Origin of the sequence: Plantibacter sp. VKM Ac-2885 (genome assembly GCF_015351205.1) — a bacterium.
Taxonomy (GTDB): Bacteria; Actinomycetota; Actinomycetes; order Actinomycetales; family Microbacteriaceae; genus Plantibacter; species Plantibacter auratus.
On sequence record NZ_JADKSK010000001.1, the window covers coordinates 330,780 to 355,820 of the forward strand.

The 25,041-nt window shown below is 71.2% G+C and carries 23 protein-coding genes; 11 read left to right on the plus strand and 12 right to left on the minus strand.

What is annotated here, in order from left to right; genetic code table 11:
• Nucleotides 1-5: 5 nt before the first annotated feature.
• The 4 genes from ITJ66_RS01610 to ITJ66_RS01625 all read right to left on the minus strand — a co-directional run bounded on the left by ITJ66_RS01610 (nucleotide 6) and on the right by ITJ66_RS01625 (nucleotide 3,526).
• A complete protein-coding gene (locus ITJ66_RS01610; protein ID WP_191940021.1) occupies nucleotides 6-896 on the minus strand; it encodes an EamA family transporter in 891 nt (296 codons plus the stop codon).
• A 239-nt stretch (nucleotides 897-1,135) separates the two neighbouring features.
• Nucleotides 1,136-1,540 (minus strand): RidA family protein, encoded by a 405-nt coding sequence (locus ITJ66_RS01615; RefSeq protein WP_064293914.1) that lies wholly within the window; start codon nucleotides 1,538-1,540, stop codon nucleotides 1,136-1,138.
• Nucleotides 1,541-1,706: 166 nt separating this feature from the next.
• Complete coding sequence (locus tag ITJ66_RS01620; RefSeq protein WP_194643032.1) at nucleotides 1,707-2,480, minus strand: IclR family transcriptional regulator; 774 nt, start codon at nucleotides 2,478-2,480, stop codon at nucleotides 1,707-1,709.
• The gene (locus ITJ66_RS01625) at nucleotides 2,477-3,526 is read right to left on the minus strand and encodes a sugar kinase (protein WP_194643034.1); all 1,050 of its coding nucleotides are present in this window, start codon (nucleotides 3,524-3,526) and stop codon (nucleotides 2,477-2,479) included. The genes ITJ66_RS01620 and ITJ66_RS01625 overlap by 4 nt, the downstream gene beginning before the upstream one ends.
• Nucleotides 3,527-3,684: 158 nt before the next feature.
• Here ITJ66_RS01625 and ITJ66_RS01630 point away from each other — a divergent pair, with 158 nt between their 5' ends.
• Genes ITJ66_RS01630 through ITJ66_RS01645 form a run of 4 tightly spaced genes read left to right on the plus strand, consistent with a single transcriptional unit; the run spans nucleotide 3,685 to nucleotide 8,834 of the window.
• Nucleotides 3,685-4,989, plus strand: a complete 1,305-nt coding sequence (locus ITJ66_RS01630; RefSeq protein ID WP_194643036.1) for an amino acid deaminase — start codon at nucleotides 3,685-3,687, stop codon at nucleotides 4,987-4,989.
• Nucleotides 4,990-5,012: 23 nt separating this feature from the next.
• A complete protein-coding gene (locus tag ITJ66_RS01635; RefSeq protein WP_194643038.1) occupies nucleotides 5,013-5,672 on the plus strand; it encodes a bifunctional 4-hydroxy-2-oxoglutarate aldolase/2-dehydro-3-deoxy-phosphogluconate aldolase in 660 nt (219 codons plus the stop codon).
• Entirely contained in the window at nucleotides 5,669-7,309 is a 1,641-nt protein-coding gene (locus ITJ66_RS01640) for an amidohydrolase family protein (protein ID WP_370582535.1), read from the plus strand. The genes ITJ66_RS01635 and ITJ66_RS01640 overlap by 4 nt, the downstream gene beginning before the upstream one ends.
• Nucleotides 7,310-7,361: 52 nt before the next feature.
• Nucleotides 7,362-8,834 carry a GntP family permease gene (locus ITJ66_RS01645; protein ID WP_194643040.1) on the plus strand — a complete coding sequence of 491 codons (1,473 nt, stop codon included), beginning with the start codon at nucleotides 7,362-7,364 and terminating at the stop codon, nucleotides 8,832-8,834.
• A 199-nt stretch (nucleotides 8,835-9,033) separates the two neighbouring features.
• Here ITJ66_RS01645 and nucS read toward each other — a convergent pair whose 3' ends face one another.
• Together nucS and ITJ66_RS01655 are read right to left on the minus strand one after the other, a co-directional pair.
• Complete coding sequence (nucS, locus tag ITJ66_RS01650) at nucleotides 9,034-9,729, minus strand: endonuclease NucS (RefSeq protein WP_064294112.1); 696 nt, start codon at nucleotides 9,727-9,729, stop codon at nucleotides 9,034-9,036.
• Between the two features lie 95 nt (nucleotides 9,730-9,824).
• Complete coding sequence (locus ITJ66_RS01655) at nucleotides 9,825-11,069, minus strand: MFS transporter (RefSeq protein WP_370582536.1); 1,245 nt, start codon at nucleotides 11,067-11,069, stop codon at nucleotides 9,825-9,827.
• A 125-nt stretch (nucleotides 11,070-11,194) separates the two neighbouring features.
• On the opposite strand from ITJ66_RS01655, the gene ITJ66_RS01660 reads away from it, so the two are divergent.
• From ITJ66_RS01660 to ITJ66_RS01690, 7 genes are all read left to right on the plus strand, one after another.
• The gene (locus tag ITJ66_RS01660; RefSeq protein ID WP_240043988.1) at nucleotides 11,195-12,259 is read left to right on the plus strand and encodes a LacI family DNA-binding transcriptional regulator; all 1,065 of its coding nucleotides are present in this window, start codon (nucleotides 11,195-11,197) and stop codon (nucleotides 12,257-12,259) included.
• Nucleotides 12,259-14,793, plus strand: coding sequence for an AAA family ATPase (locus ITJ66_RS01665; RefSeq protein WP_194643042.1), 2,535 nt, complete (start codon nucleotides 12,259-12,261; stop codon nucleotides 14,791-14,793). Before ITJ66_RS01660 ends, ITJ66_RS01665 begins: the two co-directional genes overlap by 1 nt.
• Nucleotides 14,794-14,991: 198 nt before the next feature.
• Nucleotides 14,992-15,531 carry a hypothetical protein gene (locus ITJ66_RS01670; RefSeq protein WP_192018946.1) on the plus strand — a complete coding sequence of 180 codons (540 nt, stop codon included), beginning with the start codon at nucleotides 14,992-14,994 and terminating at the stop codon, nucleotides 15,529-15,531.
• Complete coding sequence (locus ITJ66_RS01675; protein ID WP_192018947.1) at nucleotides 15,528-15,857, plus strand: hypothetical protein; 330 nt, start codon at nucleotides 15,528-15,530, stop codon at nucleotides 15,855-15,857. The genes ITJ66_RS01670 and ITJ66_RS01675 overlap by 4 nt, the downstream gene beginning before the upstream one ends.
• Before the next feature lie 75 nt (nucleotides 15,858-15,932).
• Nucleotides 15,933-17,219, plus strand: a complete 1,287-nt coding sequence (locus ITJ66_RS01680; RefSeq protein ID WP_194643044.1) for an amidohydrolase — start codon at nucleotides 15,933-15,935, stop codon at nucleotides 17,217-17,219.
• On the plus strand, nucleotides 17,216-17,617 hold the full coding sequence (locus ITJ66_RS01685) for a YbjQ family protein (protein WP_124767949.1): 402 nt from the start codon (nucleotides 17,216-17,218) through the stop codon (nucleotides 17,615-17,617). Before ITJ66_RS01680 ends, ITJ66_RS01685 begins: the two co-directional genes overlap by 4 nt.
• Nucleotides 17,618-17,719: 102 nt before the next feature.
• The gene (locus tag ITJ66_RS01690; protein WP_370582537.1) at nucleotides 17,720-19,024 is read left to right on the plus strand and encodes a glycoside hydrolase family 125 protein; all 1,305 of its coding nucleotides are present in this window, start codon (nucleotides 17,720-17,722) and stop codon (nucleotides 19,022-19,024) included.
• 26 nt (nucleotides 19,025-19,050) lie between these two features.
• On the opposite strand, the gene ITJ66_RS01695 is transcribed toward ITJ66_RS01690, so the two are convergent.
• The 6 genes from ITJ66_RS01695 to ITJ66_RS01720 all read right to left on the minus strand — a co-directional run bounded on the left by ITJ66_RS01695 (nucleotide 19,051) and on the right by ITJ66_RS01720 (nucleotide 25,037).
• A complete protein-coding gene (locus tag ITJ66_RS01695) occupies nucleotides 19,051-19,680 on the minus strand; it encodes a response regulator transcription factor (protein WP_192018948.1) in 630 nt (209 codons plus the stop codon).
• Complete coding sequence (locus tag ITJ66_RS01700) at nucleotides 19,677-20,972, minus strand: sensor histidine kinase (protein WP_194643046.1); 1,296 nt, start codon at nucleotides 20,970-20,972, stop codon at nucleotides 19,677-19,679. The genes ITJ66_RS01695 and ITJ66_RS01700 overlap by 4 nt, the downstream gene beginning before the upstream one ends.
• Nucleotides 20,973-21,058: 86 nt before the next feature.
• Nucleotides 21,059-21,919: an ABC transporter permease gene (locus ITJ66_RS01705; protein ID WP_194643048.1), complete on the minus strand. Its 861-nt coding sequence runs from the start codon at nucleotides 21,917-21,919 to the stop codon at nucleotides 21,059-21,061.
• Nucleotides 21,916-22,839, minus strand: coding sequence for an ABC transporter ATP-binding protein (locus ITJ66_RS01710; protein ID WP_194643050.1), 924 nt, complete (start codon nucleotides 22,837-22,839; stop codon nucleotides 21,916-21,918). The genes ITJ66_RS01705 and ITJ66_RS01710 overlap by 4 nt, the downstream gene beginning before the upstream one ends.
• A 183-nt stretch (nucleotides 22,840-23,022) precedes the next feature.
• Nucleotides 23,023-23,598: a hypothetical protein gene (locus ITJ66_RS01715; RefSeq protein WP_137242804.1), complete on the minus strand. Its 576-nt coding sequence runs from the start codon at nucleotides 23,596-23,598 to the stop codon at nucleotides 23,023-23,025.
• Between the two features lie 98 nt (nucleotides 23,599-23,696).
• Nucleotides 23,697-25,037, minus strand: coding sequence for an MATE family efflux transporter (locus tag ITJ66_RS01720; protein WP_370582538.1), 1,341 nt, complete (start codon nucleotides 25,035-25,037; stop codon nucleotides 23,697-23,699).
• Nucleotides 25,038-25,041: the final 4 nt, after the last annotated feature.

Below are 25,041 nucleotides of genomic sequence, written 5' to 3' on the forward strand. Positions count from 1 at the left end.
GCTGGTCAGCCCGCGAGGAGGGCGACGCCGATCACGACGACGGTCGCCGCGGCGATCCGGCGTACGGGTCGGCCCTCGCGGAGCACGAGTGCGCCGAACAGGCTGACGAGGATGACGCTCACCTCGCGCATCGGTGCGACGAGCGCGACCGGCGCCATGGTGATGGCGACGAGCACGAGGATGTACGACATCGGCGAGAGCACTCCGAAGGCGAGGATGCGCGGCCAGTGGGCGCGCAGGACCGCCGGCAGTTCGCGTGCCCGGCGCCCGAGCGATCCGGAGAACAGGACGACCTCGACCGCGGTGCAGCCGACCATGTACGCGACGGGCGAGGCGCCCCACGTGCGGACGGCGTGCGCGTCCCAGATCGTGTAGGCCGCGATCGCGACCCCGGTGAGGAGCCCGAAGGCGACTGCAGGGTCGAGGCGTCGTCGCGTTGCACGCACCTCGACGGCGACCGGTGACGGGTCGCTGCCGCGATCGACGAACCCGATCGCGACGACGCCGACGACGATCGCCGCGACGCCGAGGAGCGCGAGCAGCGACGGGCGCTCGCCGAGGACGAGGACCGCGATGATCACGCTGATCGTCGGGCCGGTGCCGCGCGCCGTGGCGTAGACGGTGGAGAGGCGTCCGCTGGCGTAGCCGCGTTGCAGCACGAGCATGTAGACGTAGTGCAGCACGGCGGAGACGACGACGCCGATGGCGAAGCCGGCGAGGTCGTCCGTACCGAGACCGCCGGTGAAGGGGACGACGATCGCCCACAGGACGGTGCTCGCCACGGCGCCCCACCAGAGGAAGGGCATGCCGATCCGGCTGACGCCGTGGGCGATGATGTTCCACGCCGCATGGCAGACTGCGGCGGCGAGGACGATGGTGACGGCGAGCAGAGACACGTGAGACCCTTCCGATCCTCGCGGGCGCGACGATCAGGGTCCTCCGGGCTTTTGTCCTGTCAGATGACGGTCGTCGGCTGGCCGCCGACCGTGGCGCCGCTCGGACCAGTCGAGCTGTCGCTCCGGAACCCTAGGCGCTATCGCGCACCACGCTACCAGCCTCCGGCGAGGCGTGTTCGTTCGCCCAGTTCTGGGCGAACGAACGCTCGGTCGCCCGAACTTGGGCGAATGGACGTGCGTCAGTCGACGATGGCGATGGCGTCGATCTCGACGAGCATCTCCTCGCGGGGGAGGCCCGTGAAGACCGTGGTGCGCGAGGGCAGGACGCCACCCTTGACGCGCGAGCCGACGAACTCGCCGTAGGCGTCGTTCATGATCGCGAAGTCCTCGCGCTTGGTGAGGTAGACGCGCAGCATCATGACGTCATCGAAGGTCGCGCCGCCGGCCGCGAGGATCGCCTCGACGTTCTGGAGCGTGCGGGTGGTCTGCGCGGCGACGTCGCCCGGGAACAGGTACTCGTTCGTCGCGGGGTCGACGGGGCCCTGGCCGGAGACCTGGACGAAGTTGCCCTTGCGGACGCCCTGGGAGAAGGTGTGCGCGGGAGCCGGGGCGTCGGTGGTGGAGATGGCGGTGCGTTCGGTCATGGGGGTGTGTCCTTCGGTTGGTGGCCCTTCGACAAGCTCAGGGACCGGATGGTGGGGCTCAGGGACCGGATGGTGGGGCTCAGGGACCGGATGGTGGGGCTCAGGGGCCGGATGGGTGGTCAGGGACCGGGGTTGGTGGGGGCTCAGGGACGGGACGGGCGGGAGGTCAGGCGGTGGCGGGGGCCGCAGTGGGCGCCGGCGGTGCGTAGCCGAGTTCTGTGGAGATCGCGGACGTGGTGGCGAGGAGCTGCGGCAGGAGGGCGCGGACGCCGCTGTGTGGGAGGACCATCGTCGGGACCGAGATCGACACCGCCGCGGTGACCCGGCCGTCGGGCCCGAAGACCGGTGCGGACACGCAGTTCATGAAGCTCTCGTGCTCCTCGTGGTCCTCGGCCCATCCGCGTTCGGTCGAACGCTCGATCTCGGCGAGCAGGGCGTCGGCGTCGGTGATGGTCTTGTCGGTGTACCGCTCGAACACGATGCCCGTGACGACGCGTCGACGCTCCGCCTCGTCGAGTCCGCCGAGGAGGACCTTCGCGACGCCGGTCGCGTACAGGGAGGCGGGCAGGCCGACACGCGAGTACATGCGGAGGGGCTGACGGGACTCGACCTTGTCGATGTAGAAGACGGAGCCGCCCTCGTAGGCGGCGAGGTGCACCGTCTGGCCCGTGGCCGCCCCGAGCGCCCGGATGTGCGGCGCGGCGACGCCGCGGACGTCCTGCTCGTCGAGCGCGGTCTGGGTCAGCTCGAACATCGCCCGCCCGAGGTGGTACCGGAACGACGCGTCGCGCGTGACGAAGCCGTGCTCCTCGAGCGTGTTGAGCAGGCGCAGCACCGTGGTCTTGTGCACGCCGGCCGTCGCCGCGAGCGCGTCGAGGGAGTTGGTGCCCGAGACGATCTCGCGGAGGAGGTCGAGCGCGCGGGACAGCGATTGACTCATGCGTCGATCATCCCGTGCGCTCCGACGGTCGTCCACGGCAGCGGGTGGTCCGCGGTGATGCGCCACGACGCCCACTCCTCATCGGTCGCCTCGACGATGATGCTGACGCACTGCGCGTCGGGCACGAGCTCGGGGCGGTCGCCGTGGCAGATGAGCGTCGACGCCGCGACCGCGTGGCCGAGCCGCGTGCAGGCGGTGTCGGAGCGACCCGAGGCCAGCCCGGCGAGGTAGCCGGCGGCGAACGCGTCTCCGGCGCCGACCGTCTCGACGACGTCGACCGACAACGACCGCACTTCGATGCCCGCCTCGGAGCCGCGGTGGAGGGTGGTCGCGGCGTTCTCCTCGTCCTTGAGCACGATGCGCTGCAGGGTCGGCAGCTCGGCGAAGAGGCGGGCGGCGTCCGTGTGGCCGAAGAACAACTCCGCTTCGTCGACGCCCAGGAACAGGACGGACGCCTGGTCGAGGAGGCGGTGCAGCGGGGCGGTCGAGCGACGCTCCCAGAGTCGCGGGCGGAAGTTGAGGTCGACGCTCAGGACGGTGTCTCGGGGGAGTGCGTCGCCCAGCTCGCCCACGAGCAGCGCGGTCGAGTCGGAGAGGGCCGGGGTGATGCCGGAGGTGTGCACGATGGCCGAGGCGGTGATGGCCGCCCGGGTCGCTTCGTGTCGCAGGGTGTCGGCGCCGAGCTGCGATGCGGCGGACTCGCTGCGGTAGTAGTGCATCCGCGGCCGACGGTCGCCGTCGGCGCTCACGACCGTCTCCTTGACGTAGAGGCCGGTGGGCCGGTGGTCGTCGCGTTCGACGGCGTCGGTGAGGACGCCGTCGTGCCGGGCCGTCTCGAGGATGTAGTCGCCGAACCCGTCGTCGCCGAGGCGCGAGATCCAGTGGGTGGGGACGCCCATGCGCGCGAGGCTGGAGGCGACGTTGAACTCGGCACCGCCGACGCCCGTCCGGTATTCGCGGGCCTCGGCGACCGGGAGCTGGTTCTCGGGCAGGAGGACGACCATCGCTTCGCCGATCGTGCTCACGGTGGACGGTGACGTCGTCATCACGGTTCCCCTCGCGTCTCGGCCGGGTCCGGTTGACGGCCTGTGGACGCAATGCTAGAACAGACGTAGCGCCGGATGCAATGTACGTTGCAAGATGCGCAACGCCTGATGCTCACGAGGTCGGCGGGTGCAGCGCTCGATCGCGAAACGAGGAGACGATGACGGACGAGTTCGATGCCGGCGCGCTGGGCGTGCTCGACGGCAGCCTCAAGGGCTTCCCGCCGGCGTCCGTCGGGACCGACGCCGCCGCGTTCCTCGCCGGTCGACCGGCGCTCGCCGACTTCACGACGCCGCTCGTGACGCTCGACCGCTCGGCGGTCACCGACAACGTCGAGACCATGCGGCAGTGGTGCGACCGCGCAGGGGTGGGCCTCGCGCCGCACGGCAAGACGACGATGAACCGAGCCCTGTGGCAGCGTCAGCTCGACGCGGGTGCCTGGGGCATCACCGTCGCGACCCCGTGGCAGCTCTCCATCGCGCTGAACTGGTCGATCCCCCGCGTGATGCTCGCCAACGCCCTCGTGCAGCCCGAACACCTGCGCGCCGTCGGGCGGGCCCTCGACAGCGGCGACGCCGAGATCGTCGTTTGGGCCGATTCCGTCCGAGCCGTGCAGATCATGTCGCGCGTGCTCGCCGAGCAGCCACCCCGTCGCCCCCTCCACGTGCTCGTGGAACTCGGTGCGCCGGGCGGCCGCACCGGAGCCCGGGATCAGGCCACCGCGCTCGAGATCGCCGAGGCCGTCGTCGCCTCTCCCGAGCTCGCGCTCGCCGGCGTCAGCGGCTACGAGGGGGCCCTCGCACACCACGGCGATGACGGCTCGCTGCAGATCGTCCGCGACTACCTGGAGTCGCTCGCCGCGCTCCACGACGCGCTCCTCGCAGGCGGCCGGTACGACGAACGTGTCCGGACGCTCATCGTGACCGCCGGGGGCAGCGCCTACTTCGACGTGGTCGCCGAGGTCCTCGCCGGACTGCGCGACCTCGACGGTGCTCACGGACGCGCCGTCGACGTGCTGCTGCGCTCCGGCGCGTACGTCACCCACGACGACGGCTTCTACCGCGGGATCACGCCGCTCGGCCGCCACGAGGGCACCGGCGACTTCCGCTCCGCGATCCACGGCTGGGCGACGATCGTCTCCCGCCCCGAGCCCGGCCTCGCGCTCGTCGACGGCGGGAAGCGCGACTTCCCGTTCGACGAGGGGCTTCCCGAGGTGCAGGGCGTCCGCCGCGCCGGGTCCACCACCGTCGAACCGCTCCCGGGCGCGACGACCACGGCTATGAACGACCAGCACACCTTCGTCTCCCTGCCGCCCGGCAGCGACGTCGAGGTCGGCGATGTCATCCGCCTGGGCCTCTCCCACCCGTGCACCACCTTCGACAAGTGGCGTGCCCTCGTGGTCATCGACGACGTCCGTCTCGCCGAACCGAGCGCCGTCGACGCCGTCACCACCACCTTCGGCTGAGCCGAACCGAACAGGAGCCCCGCATGACGCTCGAGACCCCTCCCTCCACACCGCACGCCCTCGACGCCCTGTACGCCGACCGCGCCATCGCCGTCGTCCGCGTACCCGTCATCCCCGACCCGGTCGAACTCTGCCGGGCGCTCGCCGCGGGCGGGATCCGAAGTGTCGAGTTCACCTTCACCACGCCGGGCGTCGAAGCCCTGATCCGCGCTGCGGCCGATGCGATCGGCGACCACGGGGCCGTGATCGGCGCGGGGACGGTCGTGGACCGCGACACCGCGCAGCGCGCCGTCGACAGCGGTGCGCAGTTCCTGGTCACGCCCGGTCTGAGCGAAGAGGTGGCCGAGGTCGCCACCGCCGCCGGCATCCCGTTCCTGCTCGGTGCGATGACGCCGAGCGAGGTCATGCGCGCCGCGTCGCTCGGTTCCCATGCGGTGAAGATCTTCCCCGCCGCCGCCATGGGGTCCGGCTTCCTCAAGGACCTCAAGGGTCCGTTCCCGGGTCTCAGGCTCGTGCCGTCGGGCGGACTGCACGCCGGCAACGCACGGGAGTACATCCAGGCCGGCGCGGCTGCCGTGACCGCGGGGTCGAGCGTGGTCGGTGCGGCCGACGTCGCCGCGGCCGATTGGGCCGGGGTCACCGAGCGTGCGACCGCCTTCACCACGGCGGCCCTCCTGCCGTGACGTCGCGACCGACGGACGATGCGCGCGCGGTGGTCATCCGCGGCGCTCGCATCGTCGACGGCACCGGCGGACCGAGCGTGCACGGGTCGCTGCTCATCGACCGGGGCCACATCATCGCGATCGGGGCGTCCGCCGAGGCCGACGCGCCCGCCGACGCCCTGATCATCGACGCCGACGGTCTGGTCGCGTCGCCCGGCTTCATCGACATGCACGCCCACTCCGACCTCGCCGTCCTCCGCGACCACGAGCACCTCGCCAAGGTCTCGCAGGGCGTCACCACGGAGGTCCTCGGACAGGACGGGCTCTCCTACGCTCCGACGGACGACCGCACCATGGCGATCGTCCGGCAGCAGATCGCCGGCTGGAACGGGCAACCCGACGACGTCGACTTCGCGTGGCGGACCGTCGGCGAGTACCTCGACCGGGTCGACCGCGGGGCCGCGCTGAACGTCGCCTACCTGGTGCCGCAGGGCTCCGTCCGGATGCTCGTGGTCGGCACCGAGAACCGGGCTGCGACCGCTGACGAGATCGCTCGCATGCAGGAGCTCGTCGCGGCGGGTCTGCGCGAGGGTGCCGTCGGCATGTCCTCCGGGCTCACCTACGTGCCCGGCATGTTCGCCGACACCGAGGAGCTCGTCGCGCTGTGCCGCACCGTCGCGGAGCACAGCGGCTTCTACGCACCGCACCAGCGCTCGTACGGCAAGGGCGCACTCGATGCGTACGCGGAGATGATCGACATCAGTCGTCGTTCCGGGTGCGCGCTGCACCTCACGCACGCGACGATGAACTTCGGCGTCAACGCCGGCCGGGCCGCCGAACTCGTGGCCCTCATCGACGCCGCCATCGCGAACGGCGTCGACATCACGCTCGACACCTATCCCTACCTGCCGGGTTCGACGACCCTGTCGGCGTTGCTGCCGAGCTGGGCGGCGGTCGGCGGGCCGGACGCGACGATCGAGCGTCTGGGCGACGACGACGTCCGGGCGCGGATCCGATACGAGCTCGAGGTGCTCGGCACGGACGGTTGTCACGGTGTCGTCACCGACTGGGCCACGATCGAGATCTCCGGCGTCGCGAACCCCGAGCTCGCCGGCTTCGTCGGACGGACCGTCGCCGACATCGCCGCCGAGGACGCGGGACACGCATGGTCGGGCGACCCGTCGGCCCTGTTCTTCGCGCTGCTCGAAGCCGACCGGCTCGCGACCGGCATCCTCCAGCACGTCGGCGACGAGGCCAACGTGCGCACGATGATGGTGCACCCGGCCCACACGGGCGGGAGCGACGGGATCCTCATCGGCGCGAAACCCCACCCGCGCGCCTGGGGCACCTTCCCGCGCTACCTCGGCCACTACGTCCGCGAAGAGGGGGTGCTCGGGCTGGAAGACGCCGTCGCCCACCTCACCTCGCGACCGGCCGCGCGACTCGGCCTCAGCGACCGCGGCGTGCTCCGCGTCGGAGCCGTGGCCGACCTCGTGCTCTTCGACCCCGCGACCATCGCCGACCGCGCGACGTTCGCCGAGCCCCGGCAACAGGCCGCCGGCATCCCGTGGGTGTTCGTGAACGGTGCCGCCGTCATCGCCGACGGTCGACGCACCGACGCCGTCCCCGGCCGCTCGATCCGCCGAAGCCCGGCCTGACCGCTCCCTCGTTCCTCCCCGCCCCGCGCCCACAGACACAGAAGGTCCTCCCATGCCCATCACCGCCCTCGCGCGCAGCGTCCTAGCCGCCGCCGCACCAGCTCCGAGCGATCCCATCGGATGGCTGCAGCAGACCACCCCCGGACTGCTCATCCTGTGTGCGGTCGCCATCGCGGTGCTGCTGTTCCTCATCATCCGGGTGAAGCTCGAACCGTTCATCTCGCTCTTCATCGTCGGCATCGGTCTGGCCCTCGCGACCGGGACGAGCATCTACCAGATCGTCGGCGTGGCCGTGCCGGACCCCTTCGACGACGAGCAGATCAAGCCGGGGGCGTCGCTCCTCGAGACCGGCTTCGGTGGCATCCTCGGGCACATCACGATCATCATCGGTCTCGGCACCGTGCTCGGCGCGATCCTCGAGCGCTCCGGCGGTGCTGACGTCCTCATCCGGAAGCTGCTCGGTCGCTTCGGGGAACGCGGCGCTCCGATCGCGATGGGGCTCACCGGTCTCATCTTCGGTATCCCCGTGTTCTTCGACGTCGGCATCTTCGTCCTCGCGCCCCTCGTCTACATCACCGCGCGTCGCGGCGGGAAGTCGCTCGTGCTCTACGCGCTCCCGATGCTCGCCGGCCTCTCGATGACGCACGCGTTCCTGCCGCCGCACCCGGGACCGACGGCGCTCGCCGGCACGTTCGAGGTCGGGCTCGGCTGGCTCATCCTCATGGGCTTCCTCTGCGGTATCCCCGCCTTCATCGCGTCGGGCATCGCCTGGCCGCTCTGGATCGGGAAGCGTGTCATGGTCTCGGTTCCCGAGGAGTACGTGCTGGAGCCCGAGGACGACGCCCCCGAGCGCAAGGACGTCTCGCTCTGGAGCGTCGGTCTCATCATCATCACGCCGATCCTGCTCATCCTCGCCGCCACCTTCGGGGCCCTCGCCCTGCCGAACGGCCCGGTCCTCGAAGCGTTGACACTCATCGGCAACCCGGCGGTCGCGCTCACGATCGCCGTCTGCCTCGCGTACTACGTGCTGGGGGTGCGGCGCGGCATGACGCTCGCCGAGCTGGGCGAGCTCTCCGGTCAGTCGCTCCGGCCGATCGGCATGATCCTGCTCGTCGTCGGTGCGGGTGCGTTCTTCGGCGCGGTCATCTCAGCGACGGGTGTTGGCGCGGCACTGGCCGAGGTGCTCGGTTCGCTCGGCCTGCCGATCATCGTGTCCGCGTACCTCATCAGCTCCGGCCTCCGCATCGCGCAGGGCTCGGCGACAGCGGCCATCGTCATCACGGCCGGGATCCTGCAGCCGGTCGTGCTCGCGGGCGACTACTCGCAGCCGCAGCTGGCGCTCATCGGCATCGCGATCGCGGCGGGTTCGATCACGCTCTCGCACGTCAACGACGGTGGGTTCTGGATCATCGCGAAGTACTTCAACATGTCGGTGAAGCAGACGCTCGCGACCTGGACCGTGCTCGAGACGATCCTCTCGGTCGTCGGCTTCGGGATGGTCGCCCTCATCTGGCTGTTCGTCTAGCCCGAGTCATGACCGTCGGACCAGTGCCTTTCTCAGGAGTTTCCGGGCGTGTCGGTGCCTGGCGAAGCCGACGCGCCGAAGGGCTCCTGAGAAAGGTCACTGAGCGGTAGGTGGCGCCTTTCTCAGGAGTGTCCGGGCGTGTCGGTGCCGGGTGAAGTCGGCGCGCCGGAGGACTCCTGAGAAAGGGACTCGGTCGACGTCAGAAGAGGCGGGAGTCGCTGTCGTCGAGGCCGCGCATCGCGTCGTAGTCGAGGACGACGCAGCGGATCCCGCGGTCCTGGGCGAGGGTGCGCGCCTGCGGCTTGATCTCCTGAGCGGCGAACACGCCCTGCACGGGGGCGAGGAGCGGGTCGCGGTTCATCAGCTCGAGGTAGCGGGTGAGCTGCTCGACGCCGTCGATGTCGCCGCGGCGCTTCAGCTCGACCGCCACGGACGCCCCGGTGGCGTCGGTGGCGAGGATGTCGACCGGGCCGATCGCGGTCATGTACTCGCGGCGGATGAGTCGGTAGCCGTCGCCGAGGAGTTCGATCTGCTCGGCGAGGAGCTTCTGCAGGTGCGCCTCGACGCCGTCCTTCTGGAGGCCCGGGTCGACGCCGAGTTCGTGCGCGCTGTCGTGGTGGACCTCGTGGATCGACACGATGAGGGCGTCGCCGGTCTTCTTGTGCGTGACCTTCCACAGCTCGGTGATCCCGGCCGCGGCCTGCGTCTCGTCGGGCTCGACCGTCGTGAGCACGCAGGGCGGGCTCATCCAGTTGAGCGGCTTGTAGGAGCCGCCGTCGGAGTGGACGAGCAGGCTGCCGTCGTTCTTCACCATGAGCAGCCGCTTGGCGAGCGGCAAGTGAGCCGACAACCGTCCGGCATAGTCGACCGAGCACTCCGCAATCACCAAACGCACGACGACGAGCCTACCGCGACACCGCAGCGCGTCCATTCGCCCATGTTCGGGCGACGGAACCGTGAATCGCCCGAACATGGGCGGACGAAAAGGGCTCAGCGCTTGCGGCGGCTGCTCTCGCGGGCGGCCGGCGACGCGAGGCCGGCGAACACGATGAGTACGAGCACGACGAACAGGGCGTTCAGCAGGCCGATGGCGTCGCCGAGGATGCCGATGAGCGGCGGACCGACGAGGAACGCGCAGTAGCCGATCATCGCGACGGCGCTCACCCGTGCCGCAGCGCGCTTGGAGTCGTCGGCCGCGGCGGACATGCCCACCGGGAACCCGAGCGAGGCGCCGAGTCCCCACAGCACGGTTCCGATGACCATGAGGCCGGTGACCGGCGTGAGGATGAACAGGACGAGTCCGGCGATCGCCGCGGCGGCCGACACCTGCAGCACCGGCACCCGGCCGAAGCGGTCGATGAGCGGCCCGCCGACGATGCGACCGACGGTCATCGCGGTGACGAACACGCCGTAGACGAGCGCGCCGGTCGTGTTGCTCTGCTCATGGCCGTCGACCACGGCGAGTGCGAGCCAGTCGTTGGCGCTGCCCTCGGCGAACGCCATGCCGAGCATGATGACGCCGATGAGGATGAGGCGGCCGTCCGCCCAGACCGAGAGGCTCTCGCGGAGACGGTCCTGCCACGGCGCCTTCGGTGCGTCGTCGAGTTCGTCGGCGACGACCTGCTCGGCGGGGACGAAGCGCACGGCGACGACGGCGACGATCGCGATGACGACCGCCATGACGAGCGCGTGCCAGAAGACCTCGAGGCCGGCTGCGGACGCGAGTGCGCCGAGCCCTGCTCCGGCGACCGTGCCGAAGCTGAAGCACGCGTGCATCAGCGGCATCACCGTCTTGCCGAGCTCCTGCTCGGCCGCGGCGCCCTCGACGTTCATCATGACGTCGAGCGCTCCGTTCCCGAAGCCGAAGATGATGAGCCCGACGAGGACGATGCCCTCGAGTGGCACGAGGCTCGCGCCGACCCCGATGAGGAGCAAGCCGGTCGCGACGAGCCCGAGCGTGAGCTGCATGCCGTGTCGCGGGCCGAGACGCGCGAGGAGGTGCTGGGAGGCGACGAGGCCGAGGATCGATCCGATCGACATGCCGAGGATGAGCAGCCCGACGGCGCCGGTGGTCAGCTCGAGGTTGTCGCGGATGGCGGGGATGCGCGCCACCCACGTCGCGATGCTGAGGCCGCTCAGGGCGAAGATCACGAAGATCGCGTTGCGCCAGGCGAGGAGTTCGCGGCGTGGGCGTAGTGCGACGGGTGCGGTCTGCGGGTTGGTCGGCTCTGACACAGGGTCCTCGGGATCGGTGCTGGTGCGCCTGGACGCTCGGTGAAGCGGGGTGCTGAGGCCCATGCGTCTCGGTGGATCTGGCGGAAATCGAATCGATTCGATTCCGTCGACTAAGCTAGCAGATCGTGGACCAGGAATCACGCCCCTCGCGACCGACGCTCGCCGATGTCGCCGAGCGTGCGGGTGTGTCGCCGTCGACCGCCTCGCTGGCGTTCAGCGGCGCCGGACCCGTGTCCGAAGCGACCAAGCAGCGGGTGCTGCAGGCTGCGGCCGACCTCGACTACGCCGGCCCCGACCCGCGGGCCCGCTCCCTCCGCCAGGGACGCAGCGGCATCGTCGGAGCCGTCGTCGCCGGCCGCATAGGGCACTCCTTCCGCGACCCGGTGATGGTCCAGACCCTCGACGGACTCGCCGACGAACTCGGCGCGGTCGGCGCGGGACTGCTGCTCCTGAACGATGCGCAGGAGGGCACGCTGCAGTTGAGCAACGCACCGATGGACGGCGTCGTCCTCATCGGCTGCAGCCCGAACCTCGACAGCTCGGTCGCGATCCTCAGCCGACGGGGGATGCCGATCGTGTCGATCGAAGGACTCGCAGCCCTCGGCGTCCCCGACATCGCCGTCGACAACCGCGGTGGCGTGCGTGAGGAGGCGCGACACCTCGCCGACCGCGGCCACGAGCGGGTCGCCGTCGTCACCCTCAACCTCGACTCGACCGAACGCCGCGGCCCGCTCACGCCCGAGTGGGAGCGATCCGCCACGACGGTCCCGGCGATCGAACGCTTGCAGGGCCTCCGCGACGTCTTCCCCGACGCGCAGGGGTTCGTCACCACGGGGTCATCGCTCGAGGAGGGGCGGGTCGCCGGACACGCCATCCTCGACGTTCCGGCGGATGAGCGCCCGACGGCGATCGCCGCACAGAGCGACCTCCTGGCCGCCGGCGTCATCCGCGCAGCCGAGGAGCTCGGCATCTCCGTTCCCGCGGAGCTCAGCGTCGTCGGGTTCGACGGCATCCGCGTCGAAGGGCTCGACTACGACCTCACGACGGTCTGGCAGCCCTCCCGGGAGAAGGGGTCGGCCGCCGGCCGGGCGATCGTCGCCATGCTCGACGGCCGCGATCCGGAGTGCGAGCAGTTCGCGGTCCGGTTCCACCCTGGCGCGACCACGGCACCGGCGCGCCGGGCCCGGTGATGCGACCGACCACCCTCTCGTCCATCGCCGACCTGGGGGAGCTGGCCGAGGCGCTCACGGGGTTGCGCGCGGCGGCCGGTGCGCCGTCGTTCGCCGAGCTGGCCCGGCGGGTCGGTGCCCTCCGGCTCAGACGAGGTTCCCGCGACGCCCCCGGCAAGGTGACGGTCTACGACTGCTTCCGCACCGACCGGCATCGGGTCGACGCCGAGCTCATCCACGACCTCGTCCTCGCCCTCGGAGTCTCAGCGTCAGCGGCCGCCGAGTGGCGCACCACTGCTGCGCGCCTGAACGGTGCGACGCTCGGGGGCCCGGTGTCCGCCTCCGTCCTGCCGGCAGCCGAGGGATCGACGTCCACCGGTGTGGAGCCCGCTGCCGCACCCGTCGTCGTCCTCACCGGGCTCCCCGGGGTCGGCAAGGCCGAGGTCGCGAGGCGGCTCGCCGAGGTCGAACGCCGCCGTACCCCCGGTGCGGTGGTGCTCCTCGTCCGGTTGCACGGATTCGAAGACGGGCAGCGTCCGGCGGAAGCGGACGAGGTGCTGCGTGAACTGGTGCGCGCCGTCGGAGGTCGGTCCGATCGTCGCCTCGACACCGCAGCGCTGCGCGAGACCCTCCGAACGGCGGCGCGCGACCGCCGGATCGTCGTCCTGCTCGAGGACGCGTTCTCCGCAGCGCAGCTCGCTCCACTCCTGATCGCCGACCACGCCCGGGGTCCCGCCGGGTGCGGTCTCCAGCTGATCGTGACCTCGCGAGCCCGGCTCGACGGCCTCGAGGCACTGGCGGCTGCGGAGGGACTCGCGGTGGACCGTCGGACCGTCCTGCCGCTCGAGACCGAGGAGACGGTCCGGCGGCTCTCGGCCGCGACCGCCTCGCGGCGTCCGACGTCCTCCTCGGCCGACGACGCGGCGGTCCGCCGGCTCGCGAAGGCGATCAGCGGGATCCGCCTCGACCTCGACCTCGTGCTGCGCTTCATCGAAGACCACCCGGACTGGTCGCTCGCCGATGTGGCCGAGCGCTTCGGCGACCGCCCGCGGCGCGACCACGCGGTGCCGCTCCTGGAACCCTCGGTCGCCGCCGTCGGACCGGCCGCCGCAGCCCTGTTCCGGCGGCTCGGCCTGCTCCGCGGCCCAGTACGGCTGGACGTCGTCGGGACACTGCTGGACGACGCCGGCGCGGATGCGCCGACCTCGGTGAGCCTGCTCCGTCGCCTGGCGGACATGCACCTGGCCACCGTCTCGGAGCGGACCGTCGAACTGCACCCGCTCGTCCACACCGCGGCCCACCGGCTCGCGGTCGAGCAGGAGCGCCCGTCGGTCCTCGTGGTGCTGGCCGAGCGTGTGTTGGACCGGTTCCGCGAGTTGGTCGGCTCCGTCCGCGTCGACGCGTCCCTCGCCGACGGGCTGGTGGCCGCCGCAGCGCTCGCGGTCGACCAGCGGGCGGGCGACGCACTCGCCGCGCTCGTCTTCGACGTGGTGGAGCCGGTGGGTGATGCCGGCTACTGGAGCCATGCGGCCGAACTCCTCCAGCTCGCCGCGCCGTTCGTGCCGCGGGACCGACGAGGCACGACCGCGGAGCTCCTCGCCCGCGCCTTCGAGAAGCTCGGTCGGTACGACGACGCCCTCGACCACCTGCATCGGGCGAGTCGTCTCCTCACCGAGGAGCAGCCGGGTCGCACGATGAACGTGATCGCCAATGTGGAACGCCAACTGGGACGGATGGCGGAAGCCGAGCAGTCGTATCTCCGCGCCGCTCGGATCGCGGCCGCGGCCGGCAATCCGATCACGCGAGGGCGCGCGCTCGGCAATCTCGGCAATCTGGCGCGCATCACGAGCCGGTATCGCCGGTCGGAGCGGTTGTTCGATCTGGCCGAGGCGGTGAGCACTCGAGCCGGGGACGACGTCAATCGGACGATCGTCGAGTCGAACCGTGTGCTCCTGCTCCAGGCGCAGGGCAGGTTCGACGAGGCGCTCCGGCGCTGCGCGACCCTGCTCGAGCACGGCGGTGCCGGCGTCAACCGCGGATACCTCCTCACCCAGCGCGCCATGATCCTGCTGGACCTCGACCGTGTGGCCGAGGCGGAGGCGGCCCTGCTCGCGGCAGGGGCGGACGACGGCGGTCCGACGACGTTCGACGAGGACGCCGAGATCGCCATCCAGCTCGCCCAGGTCGCTCGTCGACGCGGAGACCTCGTCGAGGCCGCGCGTCTGGCGGACACCGCCCTGGCCTCGGCCGAGCGTGTCGGCTACCCACTCCTCCGCTCCGACGCTTGCAGCACCCTCGGCGAGATCGCCGCCGATGCCGACGACGCCGGGACCGCCGAGCGCTGGGCGCGATGCTCGCTCGAGCTCGCCGAACTGCTCGGTGACCGGGTCGAGCAGGCGCGGGCGTTCGAGACGATCGGGAGGGCGGCGGCGATCCGCGGCGACCGGGCGGCGGCCGACGCCGCGTCCACCGCCGCAGCCGACCTCCTCAGCGCGGTCGGCCACTGGCGAGCCACGGCCGTCCAGACGATGCGCGCGGCTTCCCTCCGACCCTGACGGCGGAAACCAGTGGACACGCGGCAATCGGCGGTCCTCGGCGCCCGGACGTTCGGGCTCGTTCGGGTGACTGGTCCGCGGTCGCCTCGATCCGCCACGATCATGCCGGAGCGAGCCGTGCGGCGAGCCCGAGACAGACCGACATCCGGCCGGACGACGCAGCTCGTCGGCCCATGCCAGCAGAAGGACGAACACCCCATGACGCGACACCGACCATCGACGAACCGGCTCAGACGACTTGCCGCTGGAGGCGGGCTGTTCGTGCTCGCCGCCACCCTCGCAGGGTGCTCCGGAGGTGACGTCTCGGTCGGAGACACGGCGACGGTCACCCTGCCGGCGAAGACCGCGGGGAACGGTGATCAGGACTTCGCCGTCACGGTCGCCTCGGTCGACGAGGCTCCGGCCGAGGTGGCCGATCAGATCGAGGGTGACGACGACGTCTACTTCGCGTCCATCGAGTTCGCCTACACGGGCGATGCTGCCGCCGAGGTGCTCGCCGTGCCGTGGAACAACGTCTTCGCACGGCTGTCGGACGGGAGCCTCCTCGAGGCCTCGTTCATCGGGCTCACCGAGTGCAGCGGCACACCGGAGGATCCGGTCGCCGCCGCCGACGACCTGGTCGCCGGTGAGACGGTCACCGTCTGCGTGCCACTGTCGTCGACCGACGGTCTGGAGGTGACCGGCGTCTACGTCGGCACCTCCGACGGTGGCTCGGGCGGGACGGTGTGGAAGCGATGACCGGCGTGCACGAGCCCGGGCGGGAACCTGTGCGCGAACCGGATCGATCCGGCCAGGAGGAGACGCCATCCCAGTGGTCCGTGGAGGAGTGGGGGAGTTCACCGTTCGGCTGGTTCGTCGGCGCGGGGATCGGTCTCCTCGCTGCGATCCTGTGCTTCACCCCGATCTGGGACGAGGTCGCCGGGCGGAGCACCGGACGCCGCGCCGGGTTCGGTGCGCTGCTCGCGGCGATCGGACCGTTCGGTGTCGCGGCGATCGCCCTGGCGGTCGCGGTCGTGTTCGTCGTGGTCGGCCTCCGGAAGCGTCGCGCCGGCGAACGGAGCTGAGCGGCCGGTTCGACGCGCTCCCGGTGCATCGCGAGCCCCAGGTCGTAGGGTGGAGGAGACGCTCGAAGGAGACCCATGACCGACCAGCCCATCGCCACCGCAGCACTCGTCCAGCAGGAGGCGGCCGCGCTCGCCGTGTCGCTCGCACCGGTGTACCAGGATCTGCACGCCAATCCGGAGCTCTCCTTCGCGGAGCACCGGACGGCCGCCCTGGTCGCGGATCGCATCACCGGCCTCGGGTACGGGGTCGCGACGGGGATCGGCGGCACCGGTGTCGTCGGTGTCCTGGAGAACGGTGAGGGACCGACGGTCCTGCTGCGGGCCGATATGGACGGCCTGCCCGTCCTGGAGGAGACGGGCCTCGACTACGCGAGCGTCGCGCGCGGGGTCGACCCGGAGGGCAACGACGTCCCGGTCATGCACGCCTGCGGCCACGACGTCCACGTCACCTGTCTGCTGGGTGCCGCCGAACTGCTCGCTGCACGGCGCGACACCTGGTCCGGGACGCTCGTCGTCCTGTTCCAGCCGGCCGAGGAGGCCGGCGGCGGTGCGCAGGCGATGGTCGACGACGACCTCTACGCACGTGTCCCGAAGCCCGACATCGTGTTCGGCCAGCACGTCGGTCCGCTGCCGGCCGGTGTCGTCGGCACGCACGCCGGTCCGTCCTTCGCCGCGACCGACGCCTACCGAGTCACCTTCCACGGCCGCGGCGGGCACGGCTCCCGCCCGCAGTCGACGATCGACCCGATCGTGATGGCGGCGTCGGCGGTCGTCCGCCTCCAGAGCATCGTGTCCCGCGAGGTCGCCGGAACCGACACCGCGGTGCTCACCGTCGGCACGATGCACGCCGGCACCAAGAACAACATCATCCCCGACACCGCGCAGATCGGCGTCAACATCCGCAGCTACGAACCGCACGTGCGCGACCGCGTCGTCGGCTCCATGGAGCGCATCATCCGGGCCGAGGCCGCAGCGTCGGGCGCCGAGCGGGAACCGGTGATCGAACACACCGAGGCCTTCCCGGTCCTCGTGAACGATCCTGCGGCGACCGCCGACGTGACCTCGGTGTTCGCCGACGCCTTCGGTGCCAACCGGGTCGTCGACCCCGGTCTCGTCACGGGGAGTGAAGACGTCGGCATGCTTGCGACGGCCGCCGACGCTCCCATCGTCTACTGGATCCTCGGGGGTGCCGACCCACAGGCCTTCGCCGCGGCCTACGCCTCGGGGCGCATGGAGCAGGACCTCCCCGGCAACCACTCCTCGAAGTTCGCGCCGCTCATCCACCCCACCCTCGACACCGGCATCGCCGCGCTGTCGCTCGCCGCGCTGTCGCGTCTGGCCGCAACGGCGGCCACCGCATGATCGTCGTGACGACGGACACCGTCGCCGGACACCGCATCGACGCCGTCCTCGGCGAGGTCGTCGGGCTCACCGTGCGAGCTCGCGACTGGGGCTCCTCGATGTCGATCGGCTTCTCGGCGCTCGGCGGCGGCGAGGTCCCGGGGATGACCCAGCTGCTGTTCGAGTCCCGCCAGGAGGTCATGCGACGACTGGTGGCCGACGCGGAACAGCGCGGCGCGAACGCGGTCCTCGCGATGCGTCTCGAGACCACCGACATCGGCGGTGCGTGGACGCAGCTGACCGCCTACGGCACCGCGGCGTACCTCGTCCCGATCCCCGCAGGCGAGCCCGGAGCGACCGGCCAGTCCGCCTACGCGGCGAAACAGCCGGACGCTCCGAAACCACGCGGCGACGTCTGACGGTGGGGCGGAACACGGGGCGCGCCTCCTCGTTCCGACCTGCGCAGACCTGACTCGACCTGACCCGCCCGATCACCGCGCCGACGCAGACGGAGGAGACCCGTGACCGCTTGGATCGACGAACTCATCACCGAGGTGACCACGGCTGTGCGGGAGCGCAGTGACGAACGGGTGGCCGAGATGTTCGAGCGCTGCTTCGCCGACACCCTGCACAGCACGATGACGCCCATGCCGGACGGCACCGTGTTCATGCTCACCGGCGACATCCCCGCGATGTGGTTGCGCGACTCGAGCGCCCAGCTCGCGCCCTATCTCCATTTCGCGACCGACCACCCCGAGCTGGCCGAGCTGCTCGTCGCCGTCAACCGTCGGCAGCTGGACGCGATCGCACTCGACCCCTATGCGAACGCGTTCAATGCCGAGCCGAACGGCCACGGGCACCACGACGACCGCACCGATGCATCGCCCTGGGTGTGGGAGCGCAAGTACGAGATCGACTCGCTCTGCTACCCACTCCAGCTCGCACACGACATCTGGCTGGCGACGGGGCGCCGCGACCACCTGGATGCGCGGTACCGCTCCGCCGTCGTCGCGGCGATGGAGGTCTGGCGGGTCGAGCAGCACCACGAGGAGCACTCGCCGTACCGGTTCCAGCGGTTCGATGCCCCGCTCTCCGACACCCTCGTCCGCGACGGACTCGGGCCGGAGACGGCGTGGACCGGGCTCTCATGGTCGGGGTTCCGGCCGAGCGACGACGCAGGGCGGTACGGCTACAACGTTCCCGGCAACCTCTTCGCCGCGGTGACGCTCGCCGGGGTCGAATCGATCGCTCGCGAGGTGCTCGACGACGAGGTACTCGCAGCGGAGGCGCGGACGCTTCGAATCGAGCTCGAGACCGCGATCGACGCCCACGGTGTCGTGACGACCGACCAGTACGGCGACGTCTACGCCTACGAGGTCGACGGGTTCGGCAACGCGCTCCTGATGGACGACGCCAACGTGCCGAGCCTGCTCTCGCTGCCGTTCCTCGGCTGGTGCGCGCCCGACGACGCCCGGTACCTCGCCACCAGACGGTTCCTGCTCAGCGAGGACGACCCGAGCTACTTCGTCGGGTCCGCCGCTCGTGGGATCGGGAGCCCGCACACACCCCACGACCACATCTGGCCGATCGCCCTGTCCATCGAGGGCCTCACCTCGCAGGACGAGCAGGACCGCGCCCGTCTGCTCGACACGCTGCTGCGGACCGACGCCGGCACCGGGGTCATGCACGAGTCGTTCCACAAGGACGACCCCGACACCTTCACCCGCCCCTGGTTCTCCTGGGCGAACGCGATGTTCTGCGAGTTCGTCCTCGACGTGGTGGGTCTGCGCACGCACGTGCGGCGTCCCGTGCCCCGAGGGGACTGAACGGACCCGCCGCCTCGTGCGCCGGCTCAGAGCAGCCGCAGCTCCTGTGCACGGGTGACGGCCCGGGTCCGGTCGGCCACCTCGAGCTTCTCGAACACGTGCAGCAGGTGCGTCTTCACCGTCGACTCCGAGATGAAGAGTGCCGCCGCGATCGCCCGGTTGCTGTTGCCGGCGGCGACGAGCGCGAGGACCTCGAGCTCGCGAGCGCTGAGCTGGGGGCGGGTTGGTGTCCCGCCCTGCATGCGGCCCACGAGTGTCGCCGCGATCGTCGGCGCGAGCACCGTCTGACCGGCGACCACCGAACGGATGCCGGCCAGGATCTCCTGCTCGGGCGCCGCCTTCAACAGGTAGCCGCCGGCTCCGGCCTCGATCGCGCCGAGGATGTCGTCGTCGGTCTCGTAGGTCGTGAGCACGAGCACCCGGACGCCTGGCACGCGCTGCACGATGCGCGCCGTCGCCTCCGCACCGCCGAGGACCGGCATGCGCAGGTCCATGAGCACGAGGTCCGGCCGGTGCTCCTCGGCAGCCGCGACCGCCGCAGCACCATCCGCCACCTCGGCGACGACCTCGAGGTCGTCCGCGCGCCCGAGCAGCGCGACGATGCCCGATCGCACGATGGGGTGGTCGTCCGCGACGACGATCCTGATCCGTGTCATCGTCCCTCCTCCGTGGTCCCGGAGCTTGTCGAAGGGCCGCCGGCCGAGACACCGTCCGCGCTCCCTGAGCCTGTCGAAGGGCCCGCCTCGATCGTCACCGGCACTCGCACCCGCACGGTCGTCCCCGCTCCGGCGGCACTCGCGAGTTCCACCGTCCCACCGAGCAGCGTCACCCGGTCGTGCATGCCGTGCAGCCCGAAGCCTGCGCCCGGACTGGTCCCGAGCAGTGCGCCGTCCGGGTCCGCGATCCCGACCCCGTCGTCGGAGATCCGCAGTTCGGCCCAGCCGTCGTCGACGGTGAGCGCCAGCTCGACGCGGTCGGCGGCGGCGTGTTTCCGGATGTTCGCGAGACCCTCCTGCGCACTCCGGAGCAGCACGACCTCGGGCGCCCGTTGGAACCGTTCGGACGGAGCGTCGATGTCGACGGCCACACCTGTCTCGCGGGCGAACCGCTCGCCCAAGCGGCGGAGGCTGTCACCGAGCGTCGTGTCGGCGGCCGGCATCGCCGCCGTCGTGGCCACAAGGGATCTCGCCTCGCGGAGGGCGTCGCGTGCCGTGCTCTCGATGAGGTCGATGCTGTCGAGGGCGGCGATCGGTCGACCGTCCAGCGGGGAGGCGTCCGGCGTGCCCGCGACGGTCTCGCCGACCTCGGAACGGGCGCGTTGCGCGAGCAGCACCACACTCGTGAGGCTCTGCGCGATGGTGTCGTGGATGTCTCGCGCCATGCGTTCGCGTTCGGCGGCAGCCCCGGCCTCCCGGCTCGCCCGCTCCGATTCGGCCTGAGCGGTCTGCAGACTCACGAGGAGTCGTGCCTTCTCGTCGCCGAGCTCGGCGATCCGGGTGATCCAGAGACCGAGGGACAGCGCGAAGACGAGCGAGACGCTCTGGATCGCGAGCCCCTGCAGGATCACGTCGGGGGTGGCGCCTTGTCCGACGATGAAGCCGACGGCGAGGGTCGCGGCGCTCGCGATGTTGAGGACGATCGCGTTCCGCGTCTTCGGCGTCAACACCCACAGCAGCGGGAACACGAGGCACTGGAGGGTCAGGACGTTCGGTGAGAACGCGGTACCCACGGCGGTGAGTGCGATGAGGGTGATCGCGAACCAGAGGCCGCCCTGCGGACGCTCGAGCGTGCGTCGCCCGGCCGTGTAGTAGACGAGGCAGAGCGCCGCCAGCACGATCCAGACGCCGACGACCCGCTCCGGTGCCCCGGCCGCGCTGACGCTCACGAGCGCGCCCACGATCACGCACCCCGCGCCGAACGCGACATCCCACCACCGTCGTCCGTCCATGTCCCAACCCTCCCATCCCTGCCCGCGAACTGTCACTTCCTGCCAGTTCCGGCGGCGTACACCCACCGGAACTGACAGTTCGCGGGCTAGGAGCGGCGGACCCAGCGGAAGGTGAGGCGGGTGAGGACGAGGCCGACGACCGCCCAGACGACGAGGACGAGCGCGACCATCGGGAGGTCCCAGCCCCCGGACGGCTCCTGCGAGGCGAACCCCTCCGGCAGGAAGACGGAACGCATGCCCTGCGCGATCCACTTGAGCGGGAAGACGCTCGCGACGCTCTGCAGCCATTCGGGGAGCATCGTGAACGAGAGGTAGACGCCGGAGATGAACTGCAGCACGAGCACGATCGGGATGATGACGGCCGTCGCGCTCTTGCCCGTGCGGGGGAGCGCCGACAGGGCGATGCCGAGCACCGCCGACGTGGCGATGCCGAGCAGGTAGATCCAGGCGAAGGTGAGCCACCGCTCGGGCTCGGTCGGCAGGGTGACGTCGAACAGGAACCGCGCGACGAGGAGCAGCAGTGCGATCTGGAGCACCGAGGTGACGAGGACCTGCCCCATCTTCCCGAAGAAGTAGGAGATCACCGGGAGCGGGCTGCCGCCGAGGCGCTTGAGCGTGCCGTCGCTCTTCTCCGTCGCGATGTCGGTCGCGAGGTTCTGGACGCCCGAGAGGAGGATGCCCGCGGCGATCATGCCGGGGAGGTAGAAGGCGGCCTGGCTGACCCCGCCGGTGCCGTCGGGTGCCTCGCCCACGTTCCCCATCGCGCTGAACGCGGTCGAGAAGATCGCGAGCATCACGACGGGGAAGAGGAAGGTGAAGAACACCTGGTCGCCGGAGCGGAAGTAGATGCGGGTCTCGTAGCCGATCCGGCTCGCTCCGAGTCGGAGGGTGCGTCCGCGGGGGAGTGCCGGGACGAGCGTGTTGGTGGTGCGGTCGATGGTGGTCATGCGCCGACTCCTGTCGTGGTGACCTGCGTGGCCGGTGACGGTGCTACTGATGGGGTGGTTGACGACGCAGCGCCGTCGGCCGCGTGGACCAGCCCGAGGTAGATGTCCTCGAGGCTCGGACGGATGATCTCCAGGTCGCGCGGCTCTCCGCCCAGTGTCGCCGTGAGATCGGCGACCCGTGCGGCCGGCGCCTCGGTCCGTTCCTCGTGGAGGCCGTGCTCGTCGCGCCAGCGCACCACGGGGATCCGGGCCTCGGCGCCGCCGATCTCGTCGACCGCGCCGATCTCCACGAGTCGACCCGCCGCGATGACGGCGACGCGGTCGGCGAGCTGGGCGGCTTCGTCGAGGTAGTGGGTGGTGAGGAGGATGGTCGTGCCGTCGCGTTTCAGCGAGCGGATGAGCTCCCAGAACTGCCGACGTGCCTCAGGGTCGAACCCGGTCGTCGGCTCGTCGAGGAAGAGGAGGGCCGGGCGGCCGACCACCCCGAGCGCGACGTCCACCCGACGACGCTGGCCGCCCGAGAGCTTGCCGATGCGCGTGCCCGCCTTGCTCGTGAGCCCGACCGCCTCGATGACCTCGTCCACATCCCGCGGGTCCGCGTAGTACCGGGCGAACTGTGTGAGCTGCTCCCGGACCGTGACGTTGGCGGCCTCGGCACTCGACTGGAGGACGATGCCGAGGCGGGCCTTCCAGTCGAGACCGCCCTTCGCCGGGTCGACACCGAGGACGCTCGCCTCGCCGCCCGTCCGGTACCGGTAGCCCTCAAGGATCTCGATCGTGGTGCTCTTCCCGGCACCGTTCGGGCCGAGCAGGGCGAAGGTCTCACCCGGGTGGATGTCGAAGGAGACCCCGTCGACGGCGGTGAAATCGCCGTACTTCTTGCGCAGCTCGCGGACCTCGATGATCGGTCGTGTGCTCATGGTGTCCATGCTCGTCCGCTGCGGCGCGCACCGGTAGCGGTGGAGGGGCTGATCCTCGTATCCACCGATCGGTTGATGCGCGAGCCGCCTGGCGCACGGGCGCGTCTGCTCGGTCGGTCGACGCGCACGAACGCCCACCCGCCCGACGAGGGCGGATGGGCGCTGGCGTGACGCTGCGGCGGCCTAGCCGAGTGCCGCGGTGGAGACGACGACGACGAGGTCCTCGACGTTCTCGAACCCGGCGGTCTCCTGGGTGAGCTGGGTGAACGGGATGCCGATGATCGTCAGCCCGTCGAGCGATCCGGTGAACGTACCGGCGGCTTCGGTCACGCTCGCGCCACCGGCCGTCGCGTTCGCGGCCGCTGCGGTGAGGGAGGCAGCGCCGCCGGAGAGGACGGCGTAGCTGCCCGAGGCGGCACCCGCTTCGTAGCTGAGGATGCACACCGTCGGCAGGTCGCCGAGGACCGCGGCCGGAGCGAAGGTGGCCTTCGCCGCGGCGACAGCGGCTGCCGGGACCGCGACGCCGCTGGCTGCGCTGAGCGTGTTGACCTGCTCTTCGGTGCACTTCGTCGCGCCCGATGCCGGCTCTTCCTGGGCAGCGTCCTCCGTGGCCTCGGGCGCGGTCGTGGCGCTCGTCGAGGGTTCGGAGTCGGCCGGTGCGTCGCCGCTACTGCAGGCGGCGAGCCCGAAGAGCCCGATGACGGCGACGGCGGTCACCGCGGAAACGCGGAGACGGTGGTGAGCGGAGCGAAGTGACATGGTGGTTCCCCCTGGAATCGTGAGCGTTGACGGATGCTCAGGTCCAGGATGGTGGACCGAGGCGGCAGCCTCAATGGGGACAACTCCCCAGTTGTCGGTCAGGCCCCGGTGCGCATCCACGTCGTCGTGCGGGCGCGGAGCCCGAGGGTGGTCGCGCGCGCACCGAGGTAGCCGACGAAGAAGGTGAGCGCCAACCAGGTGAGCCCGGTCTGCCCGCCGGATGCCCAGGCGAGGACCGCGAGCGCGAACGGCAGGAAGACGAGCGTGTTGAGCAGCCCGGTGATCGCGAGGTACTTCGCGTCGCCGGCGCCGATGAGGACGCCGTCGAGGACGAAGACGACACCGCCGAGCGGGGTGGTGACGGCGAGCACGATGATCGCGGGCACGATGAGCGCCGCGAGGTCGGGGTCGCTCGTGAAGAGCAGGCCGATGACCGGGCTCGCGAGGGCGATGACCAGGCCGAGCACGATCCCCGAGCCGACGCCCCACTGGAGGCAGCGGACGAGGACGGCACGCACCCCTGCGACGTCGCCGGCCCCGAGCCCCTTGCCGACGAGCGCCTGCGCGGCGATCGCGAGGGCGTCGAGCGCGAAGGCGAGGGTGGCGAAGAGGGTCATGACGAGCTGGAACCCGGCGAGTTCGTCGGTGCCGAGGTCGGTCGCGACGAACACGGCGATGAGCATCGCGGCGCGGAGGCTGACGGTGCGGAGGAACAACCATCCGCCGGAACGGGCCGCGCCACCGAGGCCGGCGCGGTGCGGGCGGAGACTCGCTCCCGTCCGACGCACGTGGCGCAGGACGACGACGAGATAGGCGACGACCATGCCCCACTGCGCGATGACGGTGCCGATGGCGGATCCCGCGATGCCGAGTCCGAGGCCGTAGATGAAGAGGAAGTTGAGGCCGATGTTCGCGGCGAACCCGGCGCCGGCGACCACGAGGGGCGTGGTGGTGTCCTGCAGGCCGCGGAGGAGCCCGGTCGCACCGAAGACGAGCAGCATGGCGGGGATGCCGAGCATCGAGATGCCGAGGTAGGTGTCGGCCTGCTGGGCGACGGCGTCCGTCGCGCCGAACAGCCCGACGAGCGTGGGGGAGAGGAACCATCCGGCCGCACCGATCACGACACCGAGCCCGAGCGACAACCAGAGCCCGTCCACCCCGAGCGACACCGCGCCGCGTTCGTCGCCGTGTCCGAGGCGCCGGGCGACCGCGGGCGTCGTCGCGTAGGCGAGGAACACCATGAGACCGATGACCGTCTGCAGGACCGCGCTCGCGACCCCGAGGCCGGCGAGCGGCACGACGCCGAGGTGGCCGATCATCGCGGAGTCGGCGAGCAGGAACAGCGGCTCCGCCATCAGCGCCCCGAGCGCCGGGACCGCGAGCCGGAGGATGTCGCGGTCGACAGGCCGCAGCCGTCGCCTGTCCTGTCCCGTGGTCACCCGC

Excerpts from the sequence above, each read along its gene's own strand:
- ITJ66_RS01615 (WP_064293914.1), bottom strand. The coding sequence starts at position 1,540 with ATGACCGAACGCACCGCCATCTCCACCACCGACGCCCCGGCTCCCGCG.
- ITJ66_RS01620 (WP_194643032.1), bottom strand. The coding sequence starts at position 2,480 with ATGAGTCAATCGCTGTCCCGCGCGCTCGACCTCCTCCGCGAGATCGTC.
- ITJ66_RS01625 (WP_194643034.1), bottom strand. The coding sequence starts at position 3,526 with ATGACGACGTCACCGTCCACCGTGAGCACGATCGGCGAAGCGATGGTC.
- ITJ66_RS01630 (WP_194643036.1), top strand. The coding sequence starts at position 3,685 with ATGACGGACGAGTTCGATGCCGGCGCGCTGGGCGTGCTCGACGGCAGC.
- ITJ66_RS01635 (WP_194643038.1), top strand. The coding sequence starts at position 5,013 with ATGACGCTCGAGACCCCTCCCTCCACACCGCACGCCCTCGACGCCCTG.
- ITJ66_RS01645 (WP_194643040.1), top strand. The coding sequence starts at position 7,362 with ATGCCCATCACCGCCCTCGCGCGCAGCGTCCTAGCCGCCGCCGCACCA.
- ITJ66_RS01665 (WP_194643042.1), top strand. The coding sequence starts at position 12,259 with ATGCGACCGACCACCCTCTCGTCCATCGCCGACCTGGGGGAGCTGGCC.
- ITJ66_RS01670 (WP_192018946.1), top strand. The coding sequence starts at position 14,992 with ATGACGCGACACCGACCATCGACGAACCGGCTCAGACGACTTGCCGCT.
- ITJ66_RS01675 (WP_192018947.1), top strand. The coding sequence starts at position 15,528 with ATGACCGGCGTGCACGAGCCCGGGCGGGAACCTGTGCGCGAACCGGAT.
- ITJ66_RS01680 (WP_194643044.1), top strand. The coding sequence starts at position 15,933 with ATGACCGACCAGCCCATCGCCACCGCAGCACTCGTCCAGCAGGAGGCG.
- ITJ66_RS01685 (WP_124767949.1), top strand. The coding sequence starts at position 17,216 with ATGATCGTCGTGACGACGGACACCGTCGCCGGACACCGCATCGACGCC.
- ITJ66_RS01695 (WP_192018948.1), bottom strand. The coding sequence starts at position 19,680 with ATGACACGGATCAGGATCGTCGTCGCGGACGACCACCCCATCGTGCGA.
- ITJ66_RS01700 (WP_194643046.1), bottom strand. The coding sequence starts at position 20,972 with ATGGACGGACGACGGTGGTGGGATGTCGCGTTCGGCGCGGGGTGCGTG.
- ITJ66_RS01705 (WP_194643048.1), bottom strand. The coding sequence starts at position 21,919 with ATGACCACCATCGACCGCACCACCAACACGCTCGTCCCGGCACTCCCC.
- ITJ66_RS01710 (WP_194643050.1), bottom strand. The coding sequence starts at position 22,839 with ATGAGCACACGACCGATCATCGAGGTCCGCGAGCTGCGCAAGAAGTAC.
- ITJ66_RS01715 (WP_137242804.1), bottom strand. The coding sequence starts at position 23,598 with ATGTCACTTCGCTCCGCTCACCACCGTCTCCGCGTTTCCGCGGTGACC.